Below are 25,786 nucleotides of genomic sequence, written 5' to 3' on the forward strand. Positions count from 1 at the left end.
ATTAAGTAAAACTAAAATACAATAAACATTTTTATTTAATTTTATTTCTCTAAGGTTTTTTATGAATTTTATCAATCTTCAAGCCCAATATCTCGCATACAAAGATGAAATCAATACTGAAATTGAAAGTGTTTTATCAAGCTCTTCTTTTATAGGCGGTGCAAAGCTTAACGAATTTGAGCAAAATTTATCTCATTTTTTAGGTGTTAAACACGCTATAGGTTGTTCAAGTGGAACCAGTGCTTTATATCTTGCCTTAAGAGCCTTAGATATTGGCAAAGATGATGAAGTTATAGTGCCTAGTTTTACTTTCATAGCAACAGCTGAAGTTGTGGCCTTAACAGGCGCAAAACCTGTTTTTGTAGATATAAATTTATCAAATTACAATCTTGATTTTGAAGCAGTGCAAAAAGCAATAACCCCAAAAACTAAAGCTGTTATAGCAGTAAGTATGTTTGGACAAATGAGTGATTTAAGGGCTTTAGAAGAAATTTTAAAAGATAAAAATATCACTTTGATCGAAGATGGTGCACAAAGTTTTGGCGCAAGTTTCAAAGGAGAAAAATCCTGCTCTATAGCTAAAATTTCATGCACAAGCTTTTTTCCTTCAAAACCTTTGGGAGCTTATGGCGATGGTGGGGCTATTTTTTGCCATGATGATGAAATTGCTAAAAAAATAAGAATTTTACTCAATCACGGACAAACTCAGCGTTATAAACATGAATTTATAGGTATAAATGGACGCCTTGACACCTTGCAAGCGGCGATTTTAAATGTTAAGTTAAAATACCTAGAAAAAGAATTAGACAAAAGACAAAAATTAGCACAAACTTATAATGCAAATTTAAAAAACTGCCAAATTCCACAAATTGATCCAAATGCTTTTAGCGCTTATGCGCAATACAGCGTTTTAGTTGAAGATAGAGCTAGTGTATTGCAAAAATTCGAAAAAACTAATATACCTTATGCTATACACTATCCAACCCCTTTGCATAAACAACCTTGCTTTAGTGAGTTTTCAAATTTAGAACTTAAAAATTCAGAATATGCAAGCAAACACATCTTATCTTTGCCTTTTTCACCTTTTTTAAGTGAAGAAGAGCAAGAGCAAGTTATTTGTATTTTTAAAGATTAATTCCATGAAAATAGGTATCATAGGCCTTGGAAAAATGGGGCAAAACCACTTAAATGAACTTAGTAAAAATTCTCATTTTAAACTTAATGCACTTTTTGATCTTTGCAAAAATCCAAATCTAAATATTTTTGATGATATTTTTTATGATGATTTGGATAAATTTTTAAATCAAAATAATGATATTATCATCATAGCAACACCTACAAATTCACATTTAGCAATAGCAAAAAAAATTTTTAAACAATGCAAATGCGTTTTAATCGAAAAGCCTTTAGCTCTAAATTTAAAAGAAATAGACGAAATTTCAAATTTAGCTAAAGAATACAGCGTAAAAGTAGGCGTAGGTTTTTGTGAAAGATTTAATCCTGCGGTTTTAGCCCTAAAAAAAGAGCTTGAAAATGAAGAAATTATCAGCATTAACATACAAAGATTTTCACCCTACCCGCAAAGAATCGGCGATGTAGGAATTTTGCAAGATTTGGCTGTGCATGATCTTGATTTGCTTTGTTTTTTAAGCAAACAAGAAATAACAAAAACCAATTTGCTTAAAAAATACACCCAAGATCAAACAAGAGAAAGTGAAAGCATTATTCTATGTGAGCTTGAAAAATGTATTGCTAGCATACATCAAAGTTGGAATAGCACACAAAAACTAAGAAAAATTCATCTTATTACTAAAAATCATTTTTATGAAGCCAATTTAAATGATTTTTCTTTATTAAAAGATGGAAATTTTATAGAACTTACTCAACAAAGTCCACTTTTTTCAGAACACGAAGCTTTGTTAAAACTTATCGATAATCAACCCAATCATCTAGCCAGTACGAGCGATGCTTACAAAGTTCAAGAAATTTTAGAAAGGTTTGCGTGAAATTAGTTTTATTTTTAAATATGGGCGGAGCTACAAATTTACAAGATTGTGAAGTTTTTTTAAAAAATATGTTTAATGATCCTTATATTTTAGGAATCAAAAATCGATTTTTAAGAAAATTTGTAGCATGGATCATAACAAAGGCTCGCGTTAAAGCCATGCAAGAAAACTATAGAAAAATGGGTGGAAAATCCCCTTTAAACGAACTTACTCAAAGCCTGTGTAATAAACTTAATTTAAAACAAGATGAATTTAAATTTGATTTTGTAAATCTTTATGTGCCTCCTTTTGCCACAGAAATTTTGCAAAAATACACTTTAAATGAAAATGATGAAATTATTCTTTTTCCACTTTATCCGCACCATTCTTGCACCACAGTAACTTCATCTTTAGAAGTTCTGCAAAATGAAATTTCAAAGCAAAAAATTCAAGCAAAAGTAAAAACTATAGATATTTTTTACAAAAATGAGCTTTATAATGAGATGATAGTTTCGCACATTTTGGATAAAAAAAGTAAATTTGATGCCAAAATTTTGATTTTTTCAGCGCATTCTTTACCACAAAGCATTATTGATAAGGGTGATTTATACGAAAAGCATGTAAATAATCATGTAGAAATTTTAAAAGAAAAATTAAAAGATCATTTTGATGAATTTATTTTAGCTTATCAGTCCAAACTAGGCCCTGTAAAATGGCTTGAACCAAATACAAGCGATATTTTGGCAAATTTAAACGATAAAGCTTTGATTTATCCTATTTCTTTTTGCATTGATTGTTCTGAAACGATTTTTGAACTAGGTATGGAGTATAAACATTTAGCAAAATGTGATTATGATTTAATAAGTTGTCCTAATGATAGTGATGAATTTATGGAATTTATTTTAAAATATTTATCTGATCTTAACCAAGAATGAATTTGAGACCCTTGTCTATCATTTTTTTAAAGATTAACAAGGACTTTTTGGTAAAAATTTAGTTGACTAAGCCAAAGTATAAGCTTTTTCTCCGCGCAAACTCACATCTAAGCCTTTTTGTTCTACTTCTTCTTTCGCTCTTAAGTCTACAAAATAAGAAATGATCTTAAAAATAATAAAGCTTATGAGAGCTGAAAAACATACAAATCATAATAGCAAGAATTTGCTCTTTTAAAAGCTCTAAACTTCCACTGATAAAAAATCTCGCCAAGCGCATTTTAAGCAATCACATTAGGATTTACTTTAGCACTTGCAAAAAGCCCTGTAGCAATTCCTCCCCAAACACCTCCGATTCCGTGTAAAGAAAAAGTATCTAAAGAATCATCCCATTTGAGTTTGTATTTAATAAAACTCAAACCAAAATAACAAAATACAGAAAGACAAAGCTCCTATAACAAGAGAAGCATAAATATCTACATAACCGCAAGCTGGAGTAATCCCTACAAGCCCGCTAAGTCCACCTAAAATAGTTGGTTTTTTCATGGATGAGCCACTCAAGCACTACCTAAGATAAAAAGCCACAAGCTGCTGATATAATACTTAACTATAAAAGCATTGATAGTATTACCATTCATTTCACCAACGCTTCCAGCATTAAAACCCAGCCATCCTATAAAAAGCAAAATCGCACCTAAGAAAGCATAAGAATAGAATGCGCGTTTTTATCCTCATCATCGCTTTTTCCAGCACCCACCATCAAAGCTCCTACAAGTCCAGCAACCCCAGAGCCAATATGCACAACACCATCCCCAGTAAAATCAAGACTTCCTCTTTTAAGCAAAAACCCCTCGCTACTCCGAATCATATGCACTAACACATCATAAAATAAAGTACTCCAAAAAAGCAAAAATATCACCAAAACACCCAGTTTAATTCTTCCTACCAAAGAGCCTGTTATGATGTCAGATGCAATAAGTGCAAACATCATTTAAAAAATCACAAAAAGAATATTTAGAACACCTGAAGCATTGTATCCGCTAATACCCTCTAAGAGAAAATTCTCGAAATTTCCTACAAGCCAAAGTCCTTCATCTTTACCAAAAGAAAGGCTAAATCCAAGCACTACCCATTGTAAAGCAATGACACTAAAAACAATAAAGCAATTCATTATGGTATTGAATGTATTTTTACTTCTTACCATACCCAAATAAAACATTGCTAAAGCTGGAGTCATAAGCAAAACTAGCAGAGTACACAATACAATAAAACTTGAATTTACCGCATTCGCTTACCTACCCTTTCTTACAAAATATAATTACAAGATAATTATATTTAAAATGATTTAAAAAATATAAATTTAAGAAATATTTTATATATTTTTTTATAAAAGTTTATTTTTTTATTTTAAATTACTATAAATAGGGATTTAAAAAATATTTTACTTCTCTATGATTCAAATTTACTAGCATTAAAATACAAATTTGGGCCAAGCTAAAAAACAACAAAGATAAAAAAGGATTATTGTAAGATGATGAAGAAAAAATTTGATTATTTAATAAAATTATCTAATATTAAAAAAGTAATTGCGCTTTAAAATGATCTAAAAGCTCTTCTTGAGCTTTTAAAATATCATCGGTATTTAACTCAAAATCAATCTTGTCTGGTTTTTTATAAGTTTTATCATAATACTCCAAAAGCATAACAATAAGCTTTTGCCATTCTTTTTTCTCATAACTTTGAAGCAATTCTTGGCGTAAATTTAAGCTGATATAAGGGCTGATTTTTTGCACACATTGTTGAAATTTTAAAGGAGTCATTTTTTCTTGATAAATTTTTTGTATTCTTTTAACGCGATTTTCCAAAGAACAAAAACAATAAATTTTAAAAGCCTTTTGCATTTTTTCATAAAATTTCAAAGGTAAGATGATATCCCCTATTTTGCGACTTTCACTTTCTATGAAAGCAAAATTTTCTAAATTTTGCATATTGTGAAAAAGTTCTGCTTCAAAAGCTTTTTGCGTAGGTTGTTTTCCTAAAATATCACCAAAAGATGAGCCTAAATGATTTGCCATTTTTTCTAAATTTATAGCTTGTGGGAGTTGTTCTAAAAGCTCTGTTTTTCCACAGCCTGTATTGCCGCAAAGAGCAAAAAAATCAAAATTTATTTCATTTTCAAAATAACGCGTTACAAAAGTTCTATAAGCTTTAAAGCCACCTTTTAAACGCACCACTCTAAAACCAAGCTCACTTAAAATCACTGCGATAGATTTTGAACGCAAACCCCCACGAGAACAATAAATCCCCACCTTTTCTCCTATGCGAAAATTTTGAGTGATTTCTAATATATGTTTAGCGGTATTTTGACAAATATAACTCGCACCCCTAGCCTTGGCTAAAGCTTGATTTTTCTTATAAATCGTTCCTATTTCCTGATATTCTTCATCATTGAGTGCATAAAAATTTAAAGCTCCTATCAAATGAGAATGCAAAAATTCTCTAGGGCTTCTTGCATCGATTAAAAGAGAGAAATTTTCTTTTTGAAATTCTGTAAATTCAACTTCACTGAGCATTTTTAAAAGCCAAAACAAGTTTTTGATAAACTTGCTCGATATTAGTGCCACAAACCCTAGTTTCTCCTATGGTTGTGATAAAATTTGTATCTCCTGCCCAGCGTGGCACTAGATGATAATGACAGTGAAAAGCTATGCCAGCTCCTGCATCTTTGCTTAAATTCATACCGATATTCACCCCATTTGCATGAATTTGCTCTTTTAAAATTTTCACTCCCAAACGCACAAAATGGCTCATTTCTTGCCAAATTTCATCGCTTAAATTTTCTATATGCTCTTCATGTACATAAGGAATCACCATAAAATGCCCCGCAGAATAAGGATAGCGGTTCATCACTCCAAAACAATGCTTTGCTCTAAAAATCACACCTAATTCTTTATCACTTTTGATCTTATTAGTACAATCACAAAATGGACAAACAGTTTTTTCTTTTTCAAAATACTCACTCCGCCATGGTGCATACAAATATTGCATTTTCCCTCCTTAAAGCAAAGCTTTTAAAGCCTTTCCTTCATCTTCCTCACGCATAAAATATTCGCCGATTAAAAAAGCATCAACGCCTAAATTTTGTAAATGCTCTAAAAATTCTTTATTTTCTAAACCACTTTCTGCGATGATGATTTTTGAATTTGGGATTTGTGGGATAAGTTTTTCGCACAAACTCATATCCATAGTAAAATCCTCTAAATTACGATGATTGATACCGATAATATCCGCTCCAGCAAAAATAGCCTTACTCAAATCCTCTTTATCATGAATTTCAACCAAAGCCTCAAGACCTAAATGTCTTGCAAACTCAAGCAGTTTTTTAAGCTCTTTCATGCTTAGCATTTTAGCGATTAACAATACAAAATCTGCCCCATAAACCAAAGCTTCTAAAATTTGATACTCATCAAAGATAAAATCTTTTCTAAGTAAAGGAATTTGTGTATAACGGCGTATAAGACTTAAGTATTCTAAAGAACCTTTAAAAAAATGTGGCTCAGTCAAAACAGAAATCGCCGCAGCTTTGTTCTTCTCATAATTTAAAGCGATACTCAAAGGATCAAAGTTTTCTCTAATGACTCCCTTGCTAGGACTTGCTTTTTTTACTTCTGCTATGATTTTAACTTCTTTTTCTACTCTTTTTAAAGCTTTAATCACATCTTTTGGAAAGAAAGGATTTGAAGCTAAAGAACGCCCTAACATATCATAAGGAAGTTTTAGTTTGCGTTCTTTTAAATCTTCTTTTGTTTTTTCAAAAATTTTATCCAATATCATGGTTTTACACACGCCTTTATCGCTTTTATATGAGCTTTACTCTCATCAGAATTTGCAAATTCTTTATCATCTAATGTTTGTTTTAAAATTTCCCATGCTTGCTTACAATTGCCTAGTTTATAATACCCCCAAGCTAAAGAATCTAAATAATACAAATTCTGTGGATCTTTTTCTAAGGCAAGTTTCACAAGCTCTATACCTTTTTTAACATCTAAATCATAATCTATAAGCAAATATCCATAGTAGTTTAAATACAAAGCATTGCTATCTTTATCGATAGCCTGTTCGAATTTTTCTTTTACAGAATCAATTACTTTTGGAGTGATTTTTTTAGCTTCATTTGCAGCTTCAAATTCAAAAACTGCCGCTCGTAGAAGATATTCTTTATTTTTTGTTTTATGATAAAGAGCTAAACTCATTTTTTTAGCATCATCAAAGCGTTTTAAATTCTGATACAAAGCAAGTTTAATATCATCATCTAAATCATACTTCAAAGAAATTTTTAAAGCTTCTTCTGTTTTGCCTTGAGAATTTAAAAGCTCAACCAAAGCCAATGCAAAACTTTTATTTTTGGTAAGTTGATAAAGCTCTTTATATATACTTTTTAAAGCTTCGATATTTTTTTCATCAAAATAAATTTTAGCAAGCAAGACGCAAGTTTTGAGAGTGCAACCATTGGTTTTTCTTGAAAATTCTAAAACATTTTTAATATTTAAAGTATCATTTAAAATCGCATAAATTCCTATGAGTTTAAATAAAATTTCTTCGTTTTGCACTTGATTATAAGCAGATCTATAGTACTTTGTGGCATTTTTTAAATCATTTTTTTTAACCAAAATATCTCCGTAAAGCTCTAAATTTCTAGGATCACTATCCTTTTTTGTTAAAAGCTCTTTCATAAGTTTTTGAGCATTATTGATATCATTTGAATTTAAAGCATAAAGAGCACTAAGTCGCTTAAGATTGTCATTTTGATTTAAATAAGGCTTTGCTAGATTATTTAACTCTGCTTGCTTGTCAAGATTGTTTGCCAAAGTAAGTAAAAATGCATTTTCTAAAAAATTAGCATTATTATAATCTTGATAAAGACTTAAAAATTCATCTCTGGCTTCTTTGTATTGTTTATAATACTCATAATTATAAGCCTTCACAACCCTTAAATCAAAATCATTGCTTTTATATTTTGTATAATCAGGATAAACAACATTGATTTTTGAACTTCCACAAGCTGCCAAAAAAAAGGCTACTAAGACAAATAACAAATACCTATACATTCTTTTTCTAATTCCTTTTGATGTGTTTTAAAATATTCCCAAAATGGAAAAGTTCTGCATTGTTTTGGACGAAAATCGTAGATACTGCAATTTCTTTTTTGAGTATCAAAAAAAATGCAAGCAAAGCCATCTTCAAATTCGACTTCCTTAAAACTCATTTTAAAGCCCACTTTTCTCAAGTATTTTTCAGCAAATTCTTTGCTTTCTAAATTTAAATGCTTTCTTAATGCTTCTAATTCTTCCATGCTCGCAAAAATATTGCCACTTTCTCCAGTGCAACACTTTCCACCGCATTTCTCACAAGCATTTTCATCAAAAGCATAAGAAAAATTTTTATCAAATATCATAACTTTTTAACCTAAATCTTAAGTGAATTTCTTGCATTTGTTTGCTTAAAATTTCATTTTCATATACAAAAAAAGGAGGTAAAATCTCACAAGGCGATTTTGAACCTTTTTTTACCTGTATCAAAACAAGTCTTGCTTTTTTATTTTGATGTGTATGTACAAAGCAAAGCTTTGTTATTTTTATTTTCATATCTTTTAAAATAAAACAAATTTCATCTAAAGCTAAAGCTTCATAGCAAAAATACAAAGTACCATTTGGCTTAAGCATAGAATTTGCTTTAGTTAAAAAGCTATGCAAGGGTAAAAATTCCTGAAATTTACTTATAGCTTTATGCTGATCTTCACTCTTGTAAGCTCCTTGTCTATAAAATGGAGGATTGCAAACTATGAAGTCAAATTTTTTTATGCTTTGAAATTGATTGAAATCATCATGAAAAATATCGCCTTGTATTTGGTTGGATTTTAAATTTTTTTCAATCAATTTTATATTTTCTTTTTGAATATCAATCAAAGATAAACTTAAATTTGCAATATTTTTTTTAAGTAAAATACCTATGATACCACAGCCTGCACCTACATCAAAAACAGCGCCTTTAATTCCTTGTTTTAAAATAAAATCAGCTAAAATTAAAGAATCACTATTGTAACGATACCCTTGTGATAATTGTGCTAGCGTAATCAAATCTGACATATATTTTAATGCGTTGGAATTTTAATGCGTTTTGGAGGTTGTTCTTTAAATATATTTTGTTCTTTTGTTATATTATTATCTTCTTTAAAATTTACTGGGCTTTGTGCTGTCAAAAAAGAAATTACAAAAGTTATAAAAAAAGCAATTTTTATCATAATAACACCTCATAAAATGGTGTCCACGGCGAACACCTAACAATAACTATAAAATACCATAAAATATAAATTTTAAATATTTCAAATTTAATTTGGCTACAAAATGGCTACAAAAATTAAAATATAAAAATAGGTTTTTCTTTCTTTTCTATTTTTTCATTTAATATATCTGCAGTTTCAAAATTATACCATAAAGTTGGATTAATTGCATCTTTTGCTAATTCTTCAGCTTCACTTCCATTTCCACCTTCATTATCAGAATCATCGCTTTGCTCATTTATCATATCAGGAGTTTCTGCTGTAATGCTTTGAACAACATCAAAAATCTTACTAGCTCCGCTTAGTAAATTTCCAACAATATTTAAAGTTGATTCAAAAGTTGTCATTTCTTGTGCTGCTTGTGCTGTATTTTTTGTAAAATCTGCAGCTAAATTCCAATTATTAGCACCCCAAGCACCTAAAAAATTAACCAAACCCCAAACAGCATTAAGAATTGAAAATAATTTATTTCCAGTAAGTGAACCCACGACTAAACCTAAGCTAATTCCTAGTGTGATACCCGCAGCTACATTCTCACTCACTCCTATCAATGTTCCTAGCCATGCACCTTGTCCGCCAATCCACCAAGTAGCTACAGCCAAAATAATAGTAACAATAGGTGCCAAAAAGCTTAAAATTCCTTTGCTTGATTTTTCGTATACATAAAGATAATAAAAACTATCCCATAATGCAAACCATCTATCTCTACGCCCATAAGGTAAATTTGAACTTTTTCTATATAACGGATATACGCTTGGCGTAACACTTGTATCTTTTTTTCCAAAGCTTTGATTATTGAGGTAAGAATAAGCAACATAAGGCTCTTCATAACAAACTAAATTAAACCCATTATAAAAACATAAAGGAGTTGCATATTTGCATTTATAATTTTCTTTTATTGAGTTAAATACTTCAAAAAAAGATATCTTTTTGCTTGTTAAAGTATAATATATTTTACTCGGATCACTCTCTCTAGTTTTTTGTGCTTTCTCATATACATTATAGACTATTTCTACTTTTTCGATTCTAAATATATTTTTATTTAATTCTTTAAAATCATTATAAAATTTTTCAACATCAATGCATAATTTTTTATAAGGTTTTCCAAAAGTTGGTTTAAATTCAACATTTTCTACTTTAATTTCTGGTATTTTAATATCATCAATACTAGGATATATCCATTCATTATTTTTTTGGATGGTTTGAGAAAAAATAACTACTTCTATATCATTTATAAGCATTTCATAATTTATATTTTCCAATGCCTTATTTAATATATCTTTGAAATTTATTTTTTCATCAATATAAAAAAATCCTTTTCCATTATATTTCCAAGCTTTTTCTTTTTCAAATAAAAGGGCTAAATTATTTGGAAAACCATAATAATACTGCATACTTCCTAAATTATAATTAGTTCTTATTTCGCAAATATCATGATATATTCCATTTTCACTACTAGGATCTCCCTGATAAGGTTTGTATGGATCTTGCCCTACGAAAAATTGGTTAAGTCCTAAATCATTATAGTTTTCCTTATTATAAGGTGCAGTGCTAGAACTTTTAATGTTATATTTTTTCACTATATACGAATTTTTAAATAGCGGATGGTTTATATTTTGAATTTGACTTCTACCTTTTCTTACAAGTTGTTTATGTAAAAGCTCAACATATTTATTTACCCCTATCATAGCATAGGTAAACCATTGTTTATATACTTCTTGTGTATCTAATTCTCCTATGTTTGATGGATAAGCAGGCTTAAGAGTATAATTTCTCATAAGCCTTTTTTCATCTATAAGCATTATGAAGACTTTTCTATATTTTCTATCTTTTCTTTAACAAGCTTCATAATTTCTTGTGGTATATCAAGACCACCGGTACAATATCCAAATTGAACACTCTGTGTAACTTTTGCAGCTTCTATTCTTAAATTATCATCTATCTGTGAAGTTTGTCTAGCTATTAATGCAGGTTTTGCTTTTTCTGTTTCTGTTTGAGCTCTTAAAAGTAAAGCTTTTTCAGCGTTAAGCTCGTTTTCATCGCCTTGTAAAATCATGGATAAAGCTGTATTTTGACTTTGAGCCACTATGGTTTGTCCAACACTTACCAACGCTTGTGCCAAGCTTTGAAATTGTTGGTCATTTCTTATAACATTATCGTTTCCAAATTGTTCTAAAAGCTTTTTAAATTCTCCAAATGGAGATTTTTCTGCTAAACTCATTTCTAAAATTTGCGGATAAATTTCTTTAAATGCTTCAAGTCTTTTGTTGTAATCAACATTTGTATTACTCATTATTTAGCTCCTTTATTTTGCTTATCTGAATTTCACACTGTTTGTATTTGTAAAAAAGCATAGAATAAGCATTTAAAATATCTAGTTCATTTTTTGCCTTTGGCTTTTCAAGGGGGCTTAGTGTTAATAACTCTTGCGGAATTCTTACTTTTTGAATTTCGATTTTGGTTACTACTTGTTGAGTTTGCATCCCACAACCTATCAACGACATCGTTAAAAAGCTTGGTAATATTATTTTCATTGCTTTTATAAATGTATTCTTTAACATATTGCACCCTTTCTTGTACTTGATTTTTTTGATTGTTTGCTTCATTTAAAGCCTTTAATTCTGTTTTATGAATTTGATTTAATTCTTTTAATTTTTCTTGATTATTTTCATTGACTTTTAAAGCCAAAGCTAAATCACTTTGACTTTTTTCTAATTTGGCCTTTGTGCTATCAAGTCTTAGATAAAAATATCCTGCTAAGATTGCCATTAATACTAAAGCGATATAAAGCTTTTTATCTCCTAGGATATATGAAAATATAGAACTCATGCTAACTCATTTGTTATTTCTAATTTAATGTCTTCAAGATTTTTACCATACATCAAATCATAAAATTCTTTACAAGCTTGTCTGCTTTGACCGACACTTTCATTATTATTATCTTTAGTAAGCCCCAGCAAGATACAACCTTTTGTGTCTTTGTCAGTGTTTCCCCAGTGTATTAAAATTGCACGACTTGCTGGAACTTCATCATTATAAACATTTATCATTGTATCATCATCTTTTTTTGTAATGCTTCTTAAAGTATTTTCAAATCGTGAAGGTGTGTGTCTTCTTAAATTATAATTTCCTTCAGGTATTCTTAAATCTTTGCCACTTTCTAAACCTTCTTTGTCTTCTTCCAAACAAAAACATTCAAAAAGAATTTTTTCTTTATCATCTAAAACCTTAAATTTACCAATAACACAAGTTTTACCTGTGTATCTTCTATTAATTGTTATTTTCATTTTATTCCTTTCAAAAAACATTTAACCACATGGAATGTATTGCACGCATGATAAAAAATAAAAGTCTTTACTTTAGAACAACCAAGCTCACTCATAGCTTCTTTTAAAACTTTATCTGCTAGCTTATAATCATCTTTTGAATATGCTTTTTGGCATAAATAATCATGCACAATTGCTGCACTAAAATACTCACTTTTATATGGAGGATAAATACTCCAAAAAATGCGTGGCACTGAAGCACCATCACTAATAAAGCCTTTTGGTACGATAAAATTTAAACCACACAAACTAACTTCAAATTCTTTTACAACTTCAAATCTATCTTTGCCAAAAGGTTTAACTATAACCCTTTTAAGTGTTTTTCTTATCATCTTGCCTACTCTTTTCTTCTTCTTTTATATAAGTATTTGTTTTTAAAAAACCACTTGAAAAATTCTTTATTTTCTCAACTGCAATATTGTAAATATCTACTTCAGCTATTGCTTTTCTTGTTTTTATAGATTGGATGTTAATCATCACAGAAAGGATTTCTCCTAAAATCAAAAAGCTAAAACTATAATCTACAAAATAATATAAAGCATTTATTTGCTTTGCACCCAAAGCAAACATAAAAGGCATTCCTAGCATTAAAAACTTTGACAAAAGATCAGAAAAGGTATAAGCCTTAACACTTTCATTTAAGGCTAAAGTTCTGCAAAAACCTACTATTGCTGAAAATATAAAAATAATAAACAAAGTAAAAGCTTGAGCTTCCTTAATGCCAGTATATGCTAAAAACTGAAAGAAAAAAGCTAAGATAAGAGAACCTCCAAATAAAGCTATATTGGCTGAATTTTCTAAATGCAACATATTAATCTTCCCAAACAATAGCTTCTAAATCTTGCTCAGATTTAGCTTGCTCTATTCTTTCTTTTAAGATGTTTGCTTTAAAGGTAATTTCTTGGGTATGAAAAGCCACTATTGAAGCAAATTTTAAAAAATCTTGTGGTGTAAAAGTTACTTTTTCATCATTTATATCAATCCAAATGACTTCAGAAATTGAGTTAGCTTTACTTTGCATATCAAGCATTAAATTAGTTACAGCTCCATTGATGTTGAGTTTGTCTTTTTCTCTTGTTTGGAAAGTATGCTCATTATAAATAAGTCCGCTTTCTAAAGCCTCATCTCTTTTAGCTCTTATTTCATCAAGCTTAATTGTTTTTAGTTCTTCTAAACTTTTTTGGCGTACTTCGTATTTTATATGAAAGATATTACTTAGCTCATCAAATTCTTCTTTTCTAACAAGCTCTTGGCTTTTTTCATCAAAACTTGGCAATTCTTGCTCACTCACTCTAGCAAAACCAAGCTCTTTTAAAAGCTCATCATCGCAAGCACTTAAGAAATAAGTATCTTGTGCATCAATTTCACCTTCTTCGTTTTGTATTTTTACATCTTTTAAAAAAATATCATCATATTTTAAACTTTTATTTTTTAAATCATAAAACATATTTATCCTTTCTTAATTCCAGTATAATGTTAAATTTGCTCTTGGGTTTAATCTATTCCCATCACTTAAGTTCCAACCAGCCCTTGCATTTGAACTACCACTTTGATAAGAACTTAGCATTATTTGTAAGTTATTTATATTTCCAAAATTGAATTTTTTCTCTACTTTGATTTTTGCATTGGCAGTGTAATGTTTACTTAAAGCATGCAACTCTACACTAGAGTTAAAATTGTTCCATGTGATATGCAAAGTATTTGCAGAAGTTTTATTAGACATATTTCCAGTCGTCCAAACTTCGCCTAACATAACCACTTCTTTATTATTAATATTTGATGGCAATACCACTGCTTGTTTATAAATCATGTTTAGCTTTAACATATGATTATAATTTGCAACCGAGCCTCCTAAAGATGGAGGTAAATTGAGTGCTATGCCATTATTAGAAAGAAGGAGACAGTTCATATTAAGTCCTTACTAATCTTACATTATTTGGTGCTATGCAAAAATAAGCAAAGGTCTCAGTTCCACTAAAACCACTTTGTGCTACTCTAAATTTAAAAGGTGCCGAAAAAGCAGTGATATTTTCAGCATTATTGACAGTGATAGTTCCACTTTTACCTGCTCCACCCCAATTTGCTATACCAATAGCTCCTCTGGCTGTCATTGTTAAGATAAAATGCTGAGCTTGTCTTAAATCTAGATTTATACTACCAGTTGTGCCAAGATTTCTAATTCCACCACCATAATCTACATACGATTTTCTAGTTAAGTGATTATCATTTGTTGGATCGGCCCCAGAAGTTAATGCCTGATTAAAAGTATTTGTGCCATTAAATATATTATCTCCATTTAAATTTGCTTTTGTATTTAAAGCGGTATCTACATATGATTTGTTTGCTACTTGATTGTTAGCAGTAGGATTAGTTGCTGATACAGGTGGTACTGAGAATGTTTTTACACCTGCTATAGTTTCATCTCCGTTTAGGGATACTTTGCTATTTAATTGACCTAAATTTGTCGCATGGTTATTAGCAGTTGCATTTGGTATTACTATTGAACTAGAGAATGTCTTAACGCCTGCTATAGTTTCATCTCCAGTTTTTGTTACCTTATTGTCTATTTTCGAATTTAATTCCGTTTTTGCACCATTGATCTGCTCGGTTATTTTGGTATCCATAGCTTGAACTTGCGCATTAATATTGGCAATATCATACTCATTAGCTTTTGCATCAATTTCATTAATATATTCATTCTTCTTAGTTTCTAACTCTTGTTTATGCTCTTCCTTTTTATTTGATATTTCAGTTGTAGCTGTATTTTTAGCTTCGTTGACCAAATTTAAGGATGTGTCTTTTAACTGCGAAATTTGACTTGTAGCTGTATCGCTTATAGTTTGTATTTCTTGTAGCGCATCAGATTTTGCACTATCTAGCGCACCTGTTATTTCTGTATTTTTATTATCTAGTAAATCTAAAGCACCATCATATTTTTCTCTTAACTCTTGTAAGCTTTGTGATGCCAAATTTAAATCATTTACAACTTGCTCTAAGTCCGCCATTCTTTACTCCTTATAACTTAATTTAATTATTTTTTTATCAAATAAAACATTTTCGATTGAAAAAATGTGAGAATAAATTCCACCCAAATTATCTTTTATAATTTCATCAAATTTAGCTAGTTTTTCTTCGCTGGCTGTATCTAATCTGCTTATATTTTCATCTGTTTTATTTTGTATATTTGCTATACTTTCTTCACTGAGTGAATTAATAGAAGCTAATTTCTCATTAGTATTAGAATTAAATTCGTTAAGTTTGTTTTGATAATTTGAATTAAAGTTGTTGATTAAAGTATCTAAATCTGATTTTCCTCGTGCTATGATAAGATCTATTTGGTTTTTTTTAGCTAATATTCCACTTGTTTCATCTGTAACGCTATTTGACACTTCTTTCATTTCATCAACGATACTTTTTTTAAGTTCTAGCAAATAACTTTCAATAGCTGTTTTATCATTAGCGAGTTCTGTTCTTGCTACTTCAGCCAATCTTCCTAAATCTTCATTAGCTATTTTAGATCTTTCTATAAAGTTAGCTAAAGCTGTATCTACGGTATTTTTATTAGCTTCTACATATGCTTCAATTTGATTTTTTAGAGTCTCAATGCTTGAAATCTTAGCATCTACACTTGAGTTTGCTTGTGCTAATTTTAAATCAAGTTGCCCTTTTAATCTTTCGCCATAGCTTTCTAAATCTGCTTTTAGATTAGAAATTTCTGTTTTGAAATCGTTGATAATAGCTGTAAAACTTCTCATATCTTCGCTTATTTGTTCGCTTTGTTTTACTGCTTCTCTTAAATCATTTATAATTTCAGTTGATGAGTTTATAAGATCTTCTATTTTTAAAATATCTTCATATTTTGCTACTATTTCATCCTCTAGCTTCTCGCAACGCTTTAGCAGATCAATCATATTTTGATTTAATCTTTGATTTTCAAAAAGAATAGTGTTTATTTTAAGCTTTATTGTTGCTTCAGCATCATTAACTATATTTTGAACTTCTGATTTTACATTTTTAAAATCATTTGTTATGGATATAATTTCATTTTTTGTTGCCACGATATTTGAAACAAGTTTATTTACAAGCTCTATATTAGAATGCAAATCTTCTTTAATACTTTGTGCGTGTTCTAGTTCTTGTAAGATTTGTTGCTTAAGTTCTATGGATAAATCTAAATAGGATTTGGTAAGATTTTTGTTTTCCTCTATTTTTTTAAGACCTGCATTAAAATCAACAGCTATGTTGTAATATTCTTCAAGTTTTATTTTTATAATTTCAAAATTTTTATTAAACTCATTAAGTTCAGGATATTTGTCTTTAACAAAATTAACTCCATTGCTTATATCTTTTTCTGATTCTATAATGTTGTTGTAGATTTCTTCTATAATATTTAAAGTATTTTTTATTTCATTGCTTATTTTTTCAATTTCATTTCTTTTGTTTTTAGTAAAATCAGTATTGCTTTGAGTAAGCTCGCTATTTTCTACAACTAAATTTTTAAGCTCTAAAATTTGATTATAAAAATTATTAACTTGTTCTTTTAGTCCTACAATTTCTTCTATTCTAGTATTATCCAAAGCAGTAGCAACATTTGAAATTCTAGCTAAAACTTGATTTATGATTTCAAGTTTTTCTCTACCTGTTTTTAATTCATTTAAGCTTGTTCCCATTTTTAACCTTCATAATAATCACTATCTTTAATTCTCTTTTCACAAAAGAAAAGCAGATCATCCATGGCTAAAAGCCATTTTTTATCATCTAAATAAGCTATAAAATCAGCACTATTTATACTTTGCACATAGTCTTTATAACTCAAAGCTCTATTAATTTTTTTTGTGAAATTACAATTACAACCATGTTCTTTCATCATCAAGCTCCTTGCCATCATTAGCTATATACTCATAAATTATCTTGTCACATAATGCCAGAAAGTCTTTTTCTTCGCATCTTGTAATCAAATAACAAACATAATTAATCACAGCAAAACTAAGTGTTTCATCTATCATTAAATGTTCTTTTTCATTGTCAAAATCAGGCTCATCAGGAATAATCAAAAAATGATTATTTCTAACTTGCCTAAAAACTTTTTCGCCTTGCTCTACATTTTTTAAAAGAACGCTAGGAACACATTTTGATGAAATATAATAAAATGCTTCCATAAAATAGGCTTTCAAAACTTCATCATCTTCTATCATTTTGTAAGAATTTTTAACTTTAGCGATAATGAGTTTTTTAGCCGTAGCACAAAGCATTATGCACCTTTTGCTGCTTTTAAAACCGCTTTAGCCTTTGCATTATTTCCACTAGTTAATCCCACTCCTATAGCAAAAGCATCAGCATTTCTTACTTCTAAAGTGCTTTGCGTATAAAATCTTTTTGCTTTTGCAGTAATATCAGTTGGAACATCTTCAATCATAGTAGGAATATAAAGCCCATGTTTCATATACTCAAAATCTCCAGCAATTAAAACATCACCCAAACCATATTTAGGGCTTAATAATCTATGCATATGGAAATTTACCGTTCCAAAATCTGTTTCAAGGCTTACTACTTGTCCTGCTAGTTTTGTTTCATTGCCTAAAATTCTTGTAGCAAATTTGTTAATAGCTCCTTTTAAGTCAGCTCCTAAAAAGACATCTTTAGGCGTAACTCCGCTATTCCAAATGGTTTGCAAAATTTGATTAAGTTTATCTTCTGTTAGTTCTGTTGCAGTTCCGCTCCAATCTCCTGTTTCATCAAAAGCTAATACATTTCCACGCTTTCCATCAGCAAAGCTATCTTTTCCTTTAGCGATATAATGAAAAAGTCCAGCCATTTCTCCACTTGTTGCTTCTTGTGCTTGAACATAATCTTTGAAAACTGATTTTTTTACATCACTATCTCTGCCTAGACCAAATAAAGCATATTCCATATCCATTTTATGTTCTTTGGTTTTTTTGCCTATTTGATACTCCATTTCATTACCACCATATTGATTTGCTTTTAATAAAGCTTTTGATACCATGGCTTCGGTAATGAATATTTGAGTAGCATTTGTAGTTTTTTGAGCTGTGTTTTTTGTTTCACCTACAAATTTGCTTAACTCTAAATTCGCATTCTTTTTTGGTTCTTCAAAAGTATCAGTAATCCAACTATGAGTTAAAGGATTTGTAACCTTTGAAGTACCTATTTTATTTAAAATTGGTGTTTCAGTAGCTCCGATTTTAATAATCGTTTCGTATATTGATTGTTTTAACTTAACATTTTCCGTTGCGGGTGAGGTATGTCCCATTGAAGGTAAAGCCATTTTTGAATTCTCCTTAGTTTAGTTTTAAGGATTTTTCCAAAAATAGCTATTTCAAAAATAGTGTGTTTTGAAATAAATTAGATATTTACACTTTTATAAAGTTCTAAACATTCTAAGAAATCATTTTGCATTCTTAAAAGTAGTTTATTCTCTTTGTTTTCATCATCTTTTAAATCTTTTAACATTTTTTCTAGCTTTAAGGCATAATTTTTAAAAGTTTTAAAATCAAAGGCATATAAACCATTTTTAGCCAATATACAATTTAATTTATCTTTAAAATTGTTTTTACTCTGTTCTAAATCATACTTTAAAGCTTTAATCTCATTTTCGTATTTTTGCTTTTGCTGTTTTAATTGAGATTTATAACCTAAGCTTTGATGAAAAGCTAACTTATCGTGCTTCTCATATTCAATATTTCTTAGTCTTTTTTCCATTTCATTAAAAGCTTTAATAAACTCGATTTTCCATTTATAAGCTTTTTCGCCTGTAAAACCCATAACAAGCAAAGAAAAACCATCACGAGTGATTTTGTAGCAAGGTAAAACTCTACCCGTGCTATCAATATATTTACTCGGCTCAAAATTGAGCTTAGTAAAATTATCCTTTGGAAATTCATTTATTTTTCGTATAATATTTTTGTGGTTTTTATTGAATACTTCAGCCACGCTTAAAGAAGTGGTATATACTGCATTATCTACCACTTCCAACTCTACATCCACGCCGTTAATTACAGCTAACCTTTCCATTTTTTTCCTTATTGTTTTGATTAGTTTTTAATTATAGATTAAAAACTTATTTTAATTTTACACTAAAAATTAAAATAAGTCAATAATTATTTTAATTTTTATTAAAAATAATATGATAAAATACATTTATAATTAAAATAGGATTTAAGATGACTTATGAAGATTTTTCAAACAGACTAAAACAGCTAGATCTTACTAGGGAAGATTTTTCAAAATTGGTAGGCATGAACTATAACTCTGTTGCAAATTGGAAATCAAAAGAAATTCCCATCTGGGTTGATACTTGGCTTGAGAAATATGAAGAAGAAAAAACATTTTCTAATGTAAAAGGCAAAATAACTATAAATAAAACAACGATGGAAAATACAAGAGAACTTTTGAAACAAAAATACTTAATGTTAAATTTAAGAAAACCTCAAGATTGTTTAAAGCTAAGTTATCAATATCATCAAGTAAAAGTTAATACTTATTTTGACTATTACGAAAATACTTTTAATTTATTTCTTGTGTTAAATTATGAAAAATCTTATTATTTCACGCCGCTTAATATTGATAATTTAATAGTAAAAAATCCTTATTTAAATGATATTCCAAAAGAAATATTAGGACAAATATTGGATAATGGCAGTTTAAAAGATTTCTATGACAATATGAGAGAACATATGATACATGATGATGTTCAAAAAAGCAATTATGAGGATTATGAATTTAAAAATGGTTTAAAGTCTAATAAAAATAATGATAAAAATCCATTTTTATCTCATTTAAGAAAAATACCCATGTCAGAAAACCATTTAAATTTCTTAAATACTCAATTTAATATTTCAAAATATATTTTGCAAAGAATAAAAGCAAAAGGGTATACTATAGTAACTACTGCAAATTTTTCAGAAAGAAAATCTCTTACTTTGATTTTAAATGAAAGTAGTATAAAGCTTTAGTTTTTTCTCATTTTTGAGAAAAAGCCTATATACCATATAGCATTAGTTTAAAAGATCTATTTTTGGATGAAAATTTAAAATCTATAAAACCTTTTATAAGATAAAAAAGGTAGCTTCATGGATACAAAAGAATTTAAAATTAAATCTATAGGTAGAAATAAAAATTAAACAATCTATAATTTTACAAACTAAACAAGATTAATCATAAAAAATTTTAATATTATTCATCAATCAAGAGTTGAAACTATCCTACCTAAAAGATATAGTCCATTCTTTCCAACACCAAGCTCTCCCTTTCCTTCTAACTCATATTGTAAAAATTTTATAATCTCTATTTTAGTAACATCAGTAAAAACAATACCTTTTTTTTCTTCAAGCTCTTTGATTATACGGAATATTGCAGTTCTTGCAATTTTAAAGCGTGTTTGATAATAAGGAAATTCTAAAGCTAGAAAATAACCAAACCAAGCATAAGTACGATAAAAATCTACAGTTCCTAATATAAAATTAAACTCTTTTAAAAAACTATTATAATGTCTAATAGTTTTAATTAGAGCATCCTTCACATATTTACCTTTAATATAACTAGTTTTATACTTTTCCTTATGTAATTCACAAAACTCTTTTATCTGTTGTACTATAAGATCAATATTTTCTTTTGTTAAAAAAGCATCTTTTTTCGTAATTTTATCACTCAAACGCATTATCCTTTATAAATTCATCTATTAAAAATTTCTTTTTTAATAATGCTTCTTTATCATTATTAGCTAAACCTAAATAATATTTTTTTGTTTCCTCATCACAGTGATTACTATTTTCTCCTATATTATTGGATTCTTCATATTCTAAAGCCTCTTCTATACTATCTCTAACTAAAGCACTTATATCAAGCTCAAAGATATCCTTTTCTAAGTCCATTTTCACACCCCTTTAGCCTTGAATATTTATCTATTAAAATAGATAAAGTTTAAGAATACAATCATAACAAAATAAAATTAACAAACATACTTTAAAAATTAGCATAAATATCACATCGTATTTTTGATATTTTTTCACAAATATTTTCTTGTAGCCTTTCTTCTATCTCCAACATCTTTTAAATTTAAAAAATATTATATGGATTTATGTTATAATTTCATAAGATGAGCTACAAGAGAATAGATCTCCTTGAAAAGCTATAATGCTCCTAGCAGAGTCGATACCCTTGTTAGGCTCATCTTTTGCTATAAGATGTTATTATCCAATAATTTTTATTTTCCTCCCAATTCCAAATTATCTTTTATGTTTTAAAAAAATATTACATAAATTTATGTTATAATTAATAATCGCCATTGACACTACTCACGCTTAAAGTGTCAGTATTAAGCCTAGCTTTAGTGCGTATCGGCTAAGCTAGGGGCGATAATATTAATAAAAATTATATGCAGTTATAATCCACTTTTTATCTTTACCTTTATAATCAAGTGCTACCATAACTCTACTATTCTTAACATCAATAAAAGCTCTATTATTACCTTTTTTTACATTTCCATTATTTATAATATTTTCTATTTCTTTTATAAAATTTAAAGCTTTATTTTTTGCTTCTATTTTATTTAACCCTTGTTTAATGAAATCTTCTTCTCTTCGATTGACAATATGACTTAATCCAAAGTTTCCATCTCCCCAAACCAAATCAATATCCCCTAAATCTTTTCTATGAAAAGCACCTGCTACCTGTCCTTGTTTTTCAATAAGTAGTTTTTGTAAAGCACCTTTTCCATCGTGATAATATTCTGTATAATTTTCGCCAAATTCTTTTAAAGGTTGTATGTTTAATTCTTGTTCGATTTTACCCCTTAAAGCACTTGGAATATCTTTTTTTACACCTTTATTTGTGCTTTCTTTGGCATTGATTATCATCTGTCTAGTTAAGTTGTATTCAACAGTATTTAAATTCATATTATCTAAAAAATCAAAATTATAATCTTTATTCTCTTTTAGAAAATTATCATATCTTTTTAGAATATCTTCACTAGCCTTTTTATCATTTTGTATTTTTTCATCAAGTCTTTGTTTTACGCTTTTTTTATTCTTTTTCTCTATTTCTTTATTCTTAATATTATCTTTTATATCATCCATTAAGTTTTTTTTAGGCTTAGCTTGGGTAGAATTTTCGTTAGAGAACGACACTTGCTTTGTCTCTGAAGATGCCCTAGATGTCGGTAAGGCTCTCGCATTATTATAATACACTACTTCAGCATTTTTCATTTTATTTTTTATATTATTTTGTTTCTTTGGTGAATTGCTAATTATAGTCAAGTGCGTTTCATAGTCTTTACCTATACTTGTAAAATAAGTTTGATTATCTATATTTTTAATAAAAATAAAATCATCTTTATCTTTTAAGATTGCCTGTGGGCTTTCTAAAGTTTCTTTGATATGTGGTATGTATTTAATTCTATCTTTTTCAATCAGCTTTAGTAAACTTCCTTTTGTAAGTTTTATTTCTCTATCTTTTAGAGCTATCTTTGCTTCTTTTGGTATATTAGGGATATATTCATCATCGATATTTTTAAGATTGAAAGTTTTCATCCATTCATTTCTAACATCTTTATTTATAGTATACTCTTTGCCATTTTTGCCTATAAATCTTAAAGAATTGTCTTTAGGATCAGCTTTATCCATGAAGAAGTTGTCGCCTTTAATGACACCTTCTTTTATTAGTGCATCTTTTAATATCTTATTTTGTTCTTTGTCTACTTTAATATAATTATCTAAAGCATCTTTAAAAATTCTACTTTGTTCTTTATCCGCTATTTTTATGTTTTTAAGATTAGATATAACTTCTTTATTGGTTTTAGCAAGTCTTAATGCATCTAATATTTGATTTCTTAATGCTTGTTCTTTAGCACTTTTTAAAAAAGGAGCTAAAGCATGTAATCTAGCAAAAATACCACTTATTAATATTCTATCAAAAACGCCCTGTATTGTTGTAGCCATTGAAGAGTTTGTCTTTTTTCCACTACTTGCTAAGGCTGTCATTATCAAATCTCTATTATTATTATATATCAAAGCGTATGCATTAATAACATCTTTAGCATCTTTTATTTTTTTGCTTGAAAAATTGACATCTTCTAAATCTTTTGCTAATGATTTAAAATCATACCCCACACCTTCAATCCTATGTTTTTCCAATAAAGAATTCATCGCATGAGTTTCATTAGCCAATCTTTCTTGTTCATTCATTCCTTTAAAAGCATTTTCTAAATTCTTATCTTCATTTATATTTCTAAGCCCTTTAACCAATCTATCGGTAAGCCCTTCTTTTGTTTCTTGAGGCTTCATCATACCTAAATAACTTTCTTTAAAATTTTCCTTTAAAGCAAAATTTTTATTTGCATTATCTAGGATTTCTTTTGCCAATACTTTGTCACTAGCATTTCTTATCAACGCATCATCTAAAATTTCTTTTACTATTCCATAAGCTTGTTTTGTATTATATGTTTTATTTCCTGTGTTTAATTGCTTATTTATAGCTGTTCTTAATCCAAAGATTTGATCCGCACTTACTTCTTTTCCTTTTATTTCATCTAAATAGCTTTGTATGTTATTTTTTACATCTTGCTCTAAAAAATTATTATTTTTAAAATTTTCAAGCTTTGCTAAATCTTCACTAGTTAATACTATTTTTCCATTATTAAGCTCATCTAATTTACTTATAGCACTGCCATACTCCTGTTTTATTCTATTCTCATAAGCGTGATTATCTTTTTGCCAAGCCTTATAATCAAACTCACCATTTAAACCTGTTTTATTTTTAAATACTTCATCTTGTCCTTTAATCATATTTAAAAAAGAAATACTAGCATCCTTATCAGCCTTTAAAACATCATCTAAAAAACTTCCTATTTCTGGATAAGCTTGTGCTGCTTTTAATAATACTTCTCTTCTTTGAGTAGTGGGAACTCCTTGTAAAGCATTTGAAATATTTTTTAAAATAGCACTTGTTCTTTTAGCGCTATCTTGTATAAATTGTGGATTATTTTTATTAAGTCCTTGCTCGACAATGTTTTTTAATATTTCTATTGTAGGTTTTCCATTTTCTAGGTATGTTGGATTTTCTTTTGCTATAAGTTCATCTATTTGTTTTTTATTCTCTACATTTTTTGTAAGATTATTAAAAATTGTTTCTGCATTTTGTAAGCCACCATCTGTAAATTTTCCTATCACAGGGATATCTTTTTGGGTGATTTTATCTATAACCCTATTACCTAAATTACCACCTTTTACTGCCATGCCATCTATCATATCTTTACCGGCTTGTGCTCCTGTTTTAACACTGCTTATTAAATCACCAACACTTTTATATGTTTTTCCTATTCCCTTTATAGCTGATCCAACTACAGCACCTGCTAAGGCATCTTCTGCGGCTGCACTTCCAAACCTTTTAGCATAGTCCATATAACTTGCTTCAATTCCTGTATTGTTACTTTGTGAATGAAGATCCGATACGGCACCGCTTCCAGCACCAATTGCAGATGGTGCGAAATAATTTAAAGCTTTTTTGGCTATTGTTTGTCCTGCTGTTTTTGCTAAACTTCCGGCATATCCACCAGCTACAGAAAATGCTAACTCGTTTTTAGTACTAGCAAGTGTATTTCTAAAACTAGGAGTAAAATCAACTTCTTTTCCATTTTTATCAACGCCTATATATTTATAGTCTCCATTATTTATTTCTAAAAATGGCTCATATCCTAATTTTTTTATTTCATCGTATGCGATTTGAAAAATTTGTTTTTGCTCTTCATTATCAAGGCTAGTAAAATTTCTAGCCAACAACCCGCCTGATATCTGATTTGTAGCATCTTCTATTTTTTGCCTTGCCCCTTCTTCACCACTTGTAACTTTTGGAGAAAGATAATCCAATCCTTCAGATATCATTCTTTTTGGATCTATAAGGTTATTAAAATCTTCTAGACCCTTATTTATTTTACTCCATACTCCTTGTTCTTGTGGCTCATTTTGGCTTACTTGTGGTGCTTGATACATACTCATAGGCTTACCATCTAAAGCTAATTCTTCTTGTGAATTAAAATTGTTTTGTTGCTGATTATTTTGCATAAATTGATTATATTTATTCTGCAAAAAATTATCATCAATATCTATATAAGTTTTTCCTTCTGGTATATCTATATTCATATCAAAAAGTTGCATTGTTTTTGCACCTTGTGGTATTTGTATTGTCATC

At 28.9% G+C, this 25,786-nt stretch carries 29 protein-coding genes and 1 pseudogene; 4 read left to right on the plus strand and 26 right to left on the minus strand.

Going from position 1 to position 25,786, the window contains the following annotated elements:
• Positions 1-61 precede the first annotated feature (61 nt).
• The 3 genes from AJ885_RS04610 to hemH are packed head-to-tail and all read left to right on the plus strand — an operon-like array spanning position 62 to position 2,920.
• Entirely contained in the window at positions 62-1,135 is a 1,074-nt protein-coding gene (locus AJ885_RS04610; RefSeq protein WP_070209760.1) for a DegT/DnrJ/EryC1/StrS family aminotransferase, read from the plus strand.
• 4 nt (positions 1,136-1,139) lie between these two features.
• Complete coding sequence (locus AJ885_RS04615; RefSeq protein WP_070209759.1) at positions 1,140-2,006, plus strand: Gfo/Idh/MocA family protein; 867 nt, start codon at positions 1,140-1,142, stop codon at positions 2,004-2,006.
• Positions 2,003-2,920 carry a ferrochelatase gene (hemH, locus tag AJ885_RS04620; protein WP_002861236.1) on the plus strand — a complete coding sequence of 306 codons (918 nt, stop codon included), beginning with the start codon at positions 2,003-2,005 and terminating at the stop codon, positions 2,918-2,920. Before AJ885_RS04615 ends, hemH begins: the two co-directional genes overlap by 4 nt.
• A gap of 66 nt (positions 2,921-2,986) precedes the next feature.
• Here hemH and AJ885_RS10650 read toward each other — a convergent pair.
• The 23 genes and pseudogenes from AJ885_RS10650 to AJ885_RS04735 form a co-directional block, all read right to left on the minus strand.
• Positions 2,987-4,154 (minus strand): annotated as a pseudogene (locus tag AJ885_RS10650) (ammonium transporter).
• Positions 4,155-4,491: 337 nt separating this feature from the next.
• Positions 4,492-5,490, minus strand: coding sequence for a tRNA 2-selenouridine(34) synthase MnmH (gene mnmH, locus AJ885_RS04635; protein WP_002861230.1), 999 nt, complete (start codon positions 5,488-5,490; stop codon positions 4,492-4,494).
• Entirely contained in the window at positions 5,480-5,965 is a 486-nt protein-coding gene (locus AJ885_RS04640; RefSeq protein ID WP_002861229.1) for an HIT family protein, read from the minus strand. The genes mnmH and AJ885_RS04640 overlap by 11 nt, the downstream gene beginning before the upstream one ends.
• Before the next feature lie 9 nt (positions 5,966-5,974).
• The gene (trpC, locus tag AJ885_RS04645; protein WP_070209757.1) at positions 5,975-6,751 is read right to left on the minus strand and encodes an indole-3-glycerol phosphate synthase TrpC; all 777 of its coding nucleotides are present in this window, start codon (positions 6,749-6,751) and stop codon (positions 5,975-5,977) included.
• Positions 6,748-8,025 (minus strand): tetratricopeptide repeat protein, encoded by a 1,278-nt coding sequence (locus AJ885_RS04650; protein WP_070209756.1) that lies wholly within the window; start codon positions 8,023-8,025, stop codon positions 6,748-6,750. The genes trpC and AJ885_RS04650 overlap by 4 nt, the downstream gene beginning before the upstream one ends.
• Positions 7,998-8,372 (minus strand): YkgJ family cysteine cluster protein, encoded by a 375-nt coding sequence (locus tag AJ885_RS04655; RefSeq protein WP_002881237.1) that lies wholly within the window; start codon positions 8,370-8,372, stop codon positions 7,998-8,000. The genes AJ885_RS04650 and AJ885_RS04655 overlap by 28 nt, the downstream gene beginning before the upstream one ends.
• A complete protein-coding gene (locus AJ885_RS04660) occupies positions 8,362-9,063 on the minus strand; it encodes a tRNA1(Val) (adenine(37)-N6)-methyltransferase (protein ID WP_002861225.1) in 702 nt (233 codons plus the stop codon). The genes AJ885_RS04655 and AJ885_RS04660 overlap by 11 nt, the downstream gene beginning before the upstream one ends.
• Positions 9,064-9,068: 5 nt before the next feature.
• Positions 9,069-9,218: a hypothetical protein gene (locus AJ885_RS04665; RefSeq protein WP_002857548.1), complete on the minus strand. Its 150-nt coding sequence runs from the start codon at positions 9,216-9,218 to the stop codon at positions 9,069-9,071.
• A gap of 116 nt (positions 9,219-9,334) precedes the next feature.
• On the minus strand, positions 9,335-11,059 hold the full coding sequence (locus tag AJ885_RS04670) for a hypothetical protein (protein ID WP_070280813.1): 1,725 nt from the start codon (positions 11,057-11,059) through the stop codon (positions 9,335-9,337).
• Positions 11,059-11,550, minus strand: coding sequence for a hypothetical protein (locus AJ885_RS04675; RefSeq protein ID WP_002861686.1), 492 nt, complete (start codon positions 11,548-11,550; stop codon positions 11,059-11,061). Before AJ885_RS04675 ends, AJ885_RS04670 begins: the two co-directional genes overlap by 1 nt.
• On the minus strand, positions 11,543-11,740 hold the full coding sequence (locus AJ885_RS10135; protein WP_002796174.1) for a hypothetical protein: 198 nt from the start codon (positions 11,738-11,740) through the stop codon (positions 11,543-11,545). Before AJ885_RS10135 ends, AJ885_RS04675 begins: the two co-directional genes overlap by 8 nt.
• Positions 11,658-12,086 (minus strand): hypothetical protein, encoded by a 429-nt coding sequence (locus AJ885_RS04680; protein WP_306428649.1) that lies wholly within the window; start codon positions 12,084-12,086, stop codon positions 11,658-11,660. The genes AJ885_RS10135 and AJ885_RS04680 overlap by 83 nt, the downstream gene beginning before the upstream one ends.
• Complete coding sequence (locus AJ885_RS04685; protein WP_070280815.1) at positions 12,083-12,544, minus strand: DUF5675 family protein; 462 nt, start codon at positions 12,542-12,544, stop codon at positions 12,083-12,085. The genes AJ885_RS04680 and AJ885_RS04685 overlap by 4 nt, the downstream gene beginning before the upstream one ends.
• Positions 12,541-12,915, minus strand: a complete 375-nt coding sequence (locus AJ885_RS04690) for a DUF1353 domain-containing protein (protein WP_039625782.1) — start codon at positions 12,913-12,915, stop codon at positions 12,541-12,543. The genes AJ885_RS04685 and AJ885_RS04690 overlap by 4 nt, the downstream gene beginning before the upstream one ends.
• Positions 12,896-13,393 (minus strand): hypothetical protein, encoded by a 498-nt coding sequence (locus AJ885_RS04695; protein WP_070280816.1) that lies wholly within the window; start codon positions 13,391-13,393, stop codon positions 12,896-12,898. Before AJ885_RS04695 ends, AJ885_RS04690 begins: the two co-directional genes overlap by 20 nt.
• 1 nt (position 13,394) lies before the next feature.
• Positions 13,395-14,030, minus strand: coding sequence for a DUF4376 domain-containing protein (locus AJ885_RS04700; RefSeq protein ID WP_070280817.1), 636 nt, complete (start codon positions 14,028-14,030; stop codon positions 13,395-13,397).
• 12 nt (positions 14,031-14,042) lie between these two features.
• Entirely contained in the window at positions 14,043-14,492 is a 450-nt protein-coding gene (locus tag AJ885_RS04705) for a hypothetical protein (RefSeq protein WP_070280819.1), read from the minus strand.
• A gap of 1 nt (position 14,493) precedes the next feature.
• Positions 14,494-15,588, minus strand: coding sequence for a hypothetical protein (locus AJ885_RS04710; RefSeq protein WP_070280821.1), 1,095 nt, complete (start codon positions 15,586-15,588; stop codon positions 14,494-14,496).
• A gap of 3 nt (positions 15,589-15,591) precedes the next feature.
• Positions 15,592-17,253, minus strand: a complete 1,662-nt coding sequence (locus tag AJ885_RS04715; protein ID WP_070280823.1) for a hypothetical protein — start codon at positions 17,251-17,253, stop codon at positions 15,592-15,594.
• A gap of 2 nt (positions 17,254-17,255) precedes the next feature.
• Entirely contained in the window at positions 17,256-17,450 is a 195-nt protein-coding gene (locus AJ885_RS04720; RefSeq protein ID WP_002874379.1) for a hypothetical protein, read from the minus strand.
• A complete protein-coding gene (locus AJ885_RS04725; RefSeq protein ID WP_002875078.1) occupies positions 17,431-17,835 on the minus strand; it encodes a hypothetical protein in 405 nt (134 codons plus the stop codon). The genes AJ885_RS04720 and AJ885_RS04725 overlap by 20 nt, the downstream gene beginning before the upstream one ends.
• Entirely contained in the window at positions 17,835-18,869 is a 1,035-nt protein-coding gene (locus AJ885_RS04730; protein ID WP_002875076.1) for a DUF5309 family protein, read from the minus strand. The genes AJ885_RS04725 and AJ885_RS04730 overlap by 1 nt, the downstream gene beginning before the upstream one ends.
• A gap of 77 nt (positions 18,870-18,946) precedes the next feature.
• Positions 18,947-19,615, minus strand: a complete 669-nt coding sequence (locus AJ885_RS04735) for a Rha family transcriptional regulator (RefSeq protein ID WP_002865349.1) — start codon at positions 19,613-19,615, stop codon at positions 18,947-18,949.
• A 149-nt stretch (positions 19,616-19,764) separates the two neighbouring features.
• On the opposite strand from AJ885_RS04735, the gene AJ885_RS04740 reads away from it, so the two are divergent.
• On the plus strand, positions 19,765-20,556 hold the full coding sequence (locus AJ885_RS04740; protein ID WP_002924533.1) for a hypothetical protein: 792 nt from the start codon (positions 19,765-19,767) through the stop codon (positions 20,554-20,556).
• Between the two features lie 227 nt (positions 20,557-20,783).
• Here AJ885_RS04740 and AJ885_RS04745 read toward each other — a convergent pair whose 3' ends face one another.
• The 3 genes from AJ885_RS04745 to AJ885_RS04755 form a co-directional block, all read right to left on the minus strand.
• Positions 20,784-21,254, minus strand: a complete 471-nt coding sequence (locus tag AJ885_RS04745) for a hypothetical protein (protein WP_002865774.1) — start codon at positions 21,252-21,254, stop codon at positions 20,784-20,786.
• Positions 21,247-21,474, minus strand: coding sequence for a hypothetical protein (locus AJ885_RS04750; protein WP_002865775.1), 228 nt, complete (start codon positions 21,472-21,474; stop codon positions 21,247-21,249). The genes AJ885_RS04745 and AJ885_RS04750 overlap by 8 nt, the downstream gene beginning before the upstream one ends.
• Positions 21,475-21,963: 489 nt before the next feature.
• Complete coding sequence (locus tag AJ885_RS04755; RefSeq protein WP_070280826.1) at positions 21,964-25,785, minus strand: PBECR2 nuclease fold domain-containing protein; 3,822 nt, start codon at positions 25,783-25,785, stop codon at positions 21,964-21,966.
• Position 25,786 lies beyond the last annotated feature (1 nt).

It is taken from the genome of Campylobacter sp. BCW_6464 (assembly GCF_001762775.1).
GTDB classification, from domain to species: Bacteria; Campylobacterota; Campylobacteria; order Campylobacterales; family Campylobacteraceae; genus Campylobacter_D; species Campylobacter_D jejuni.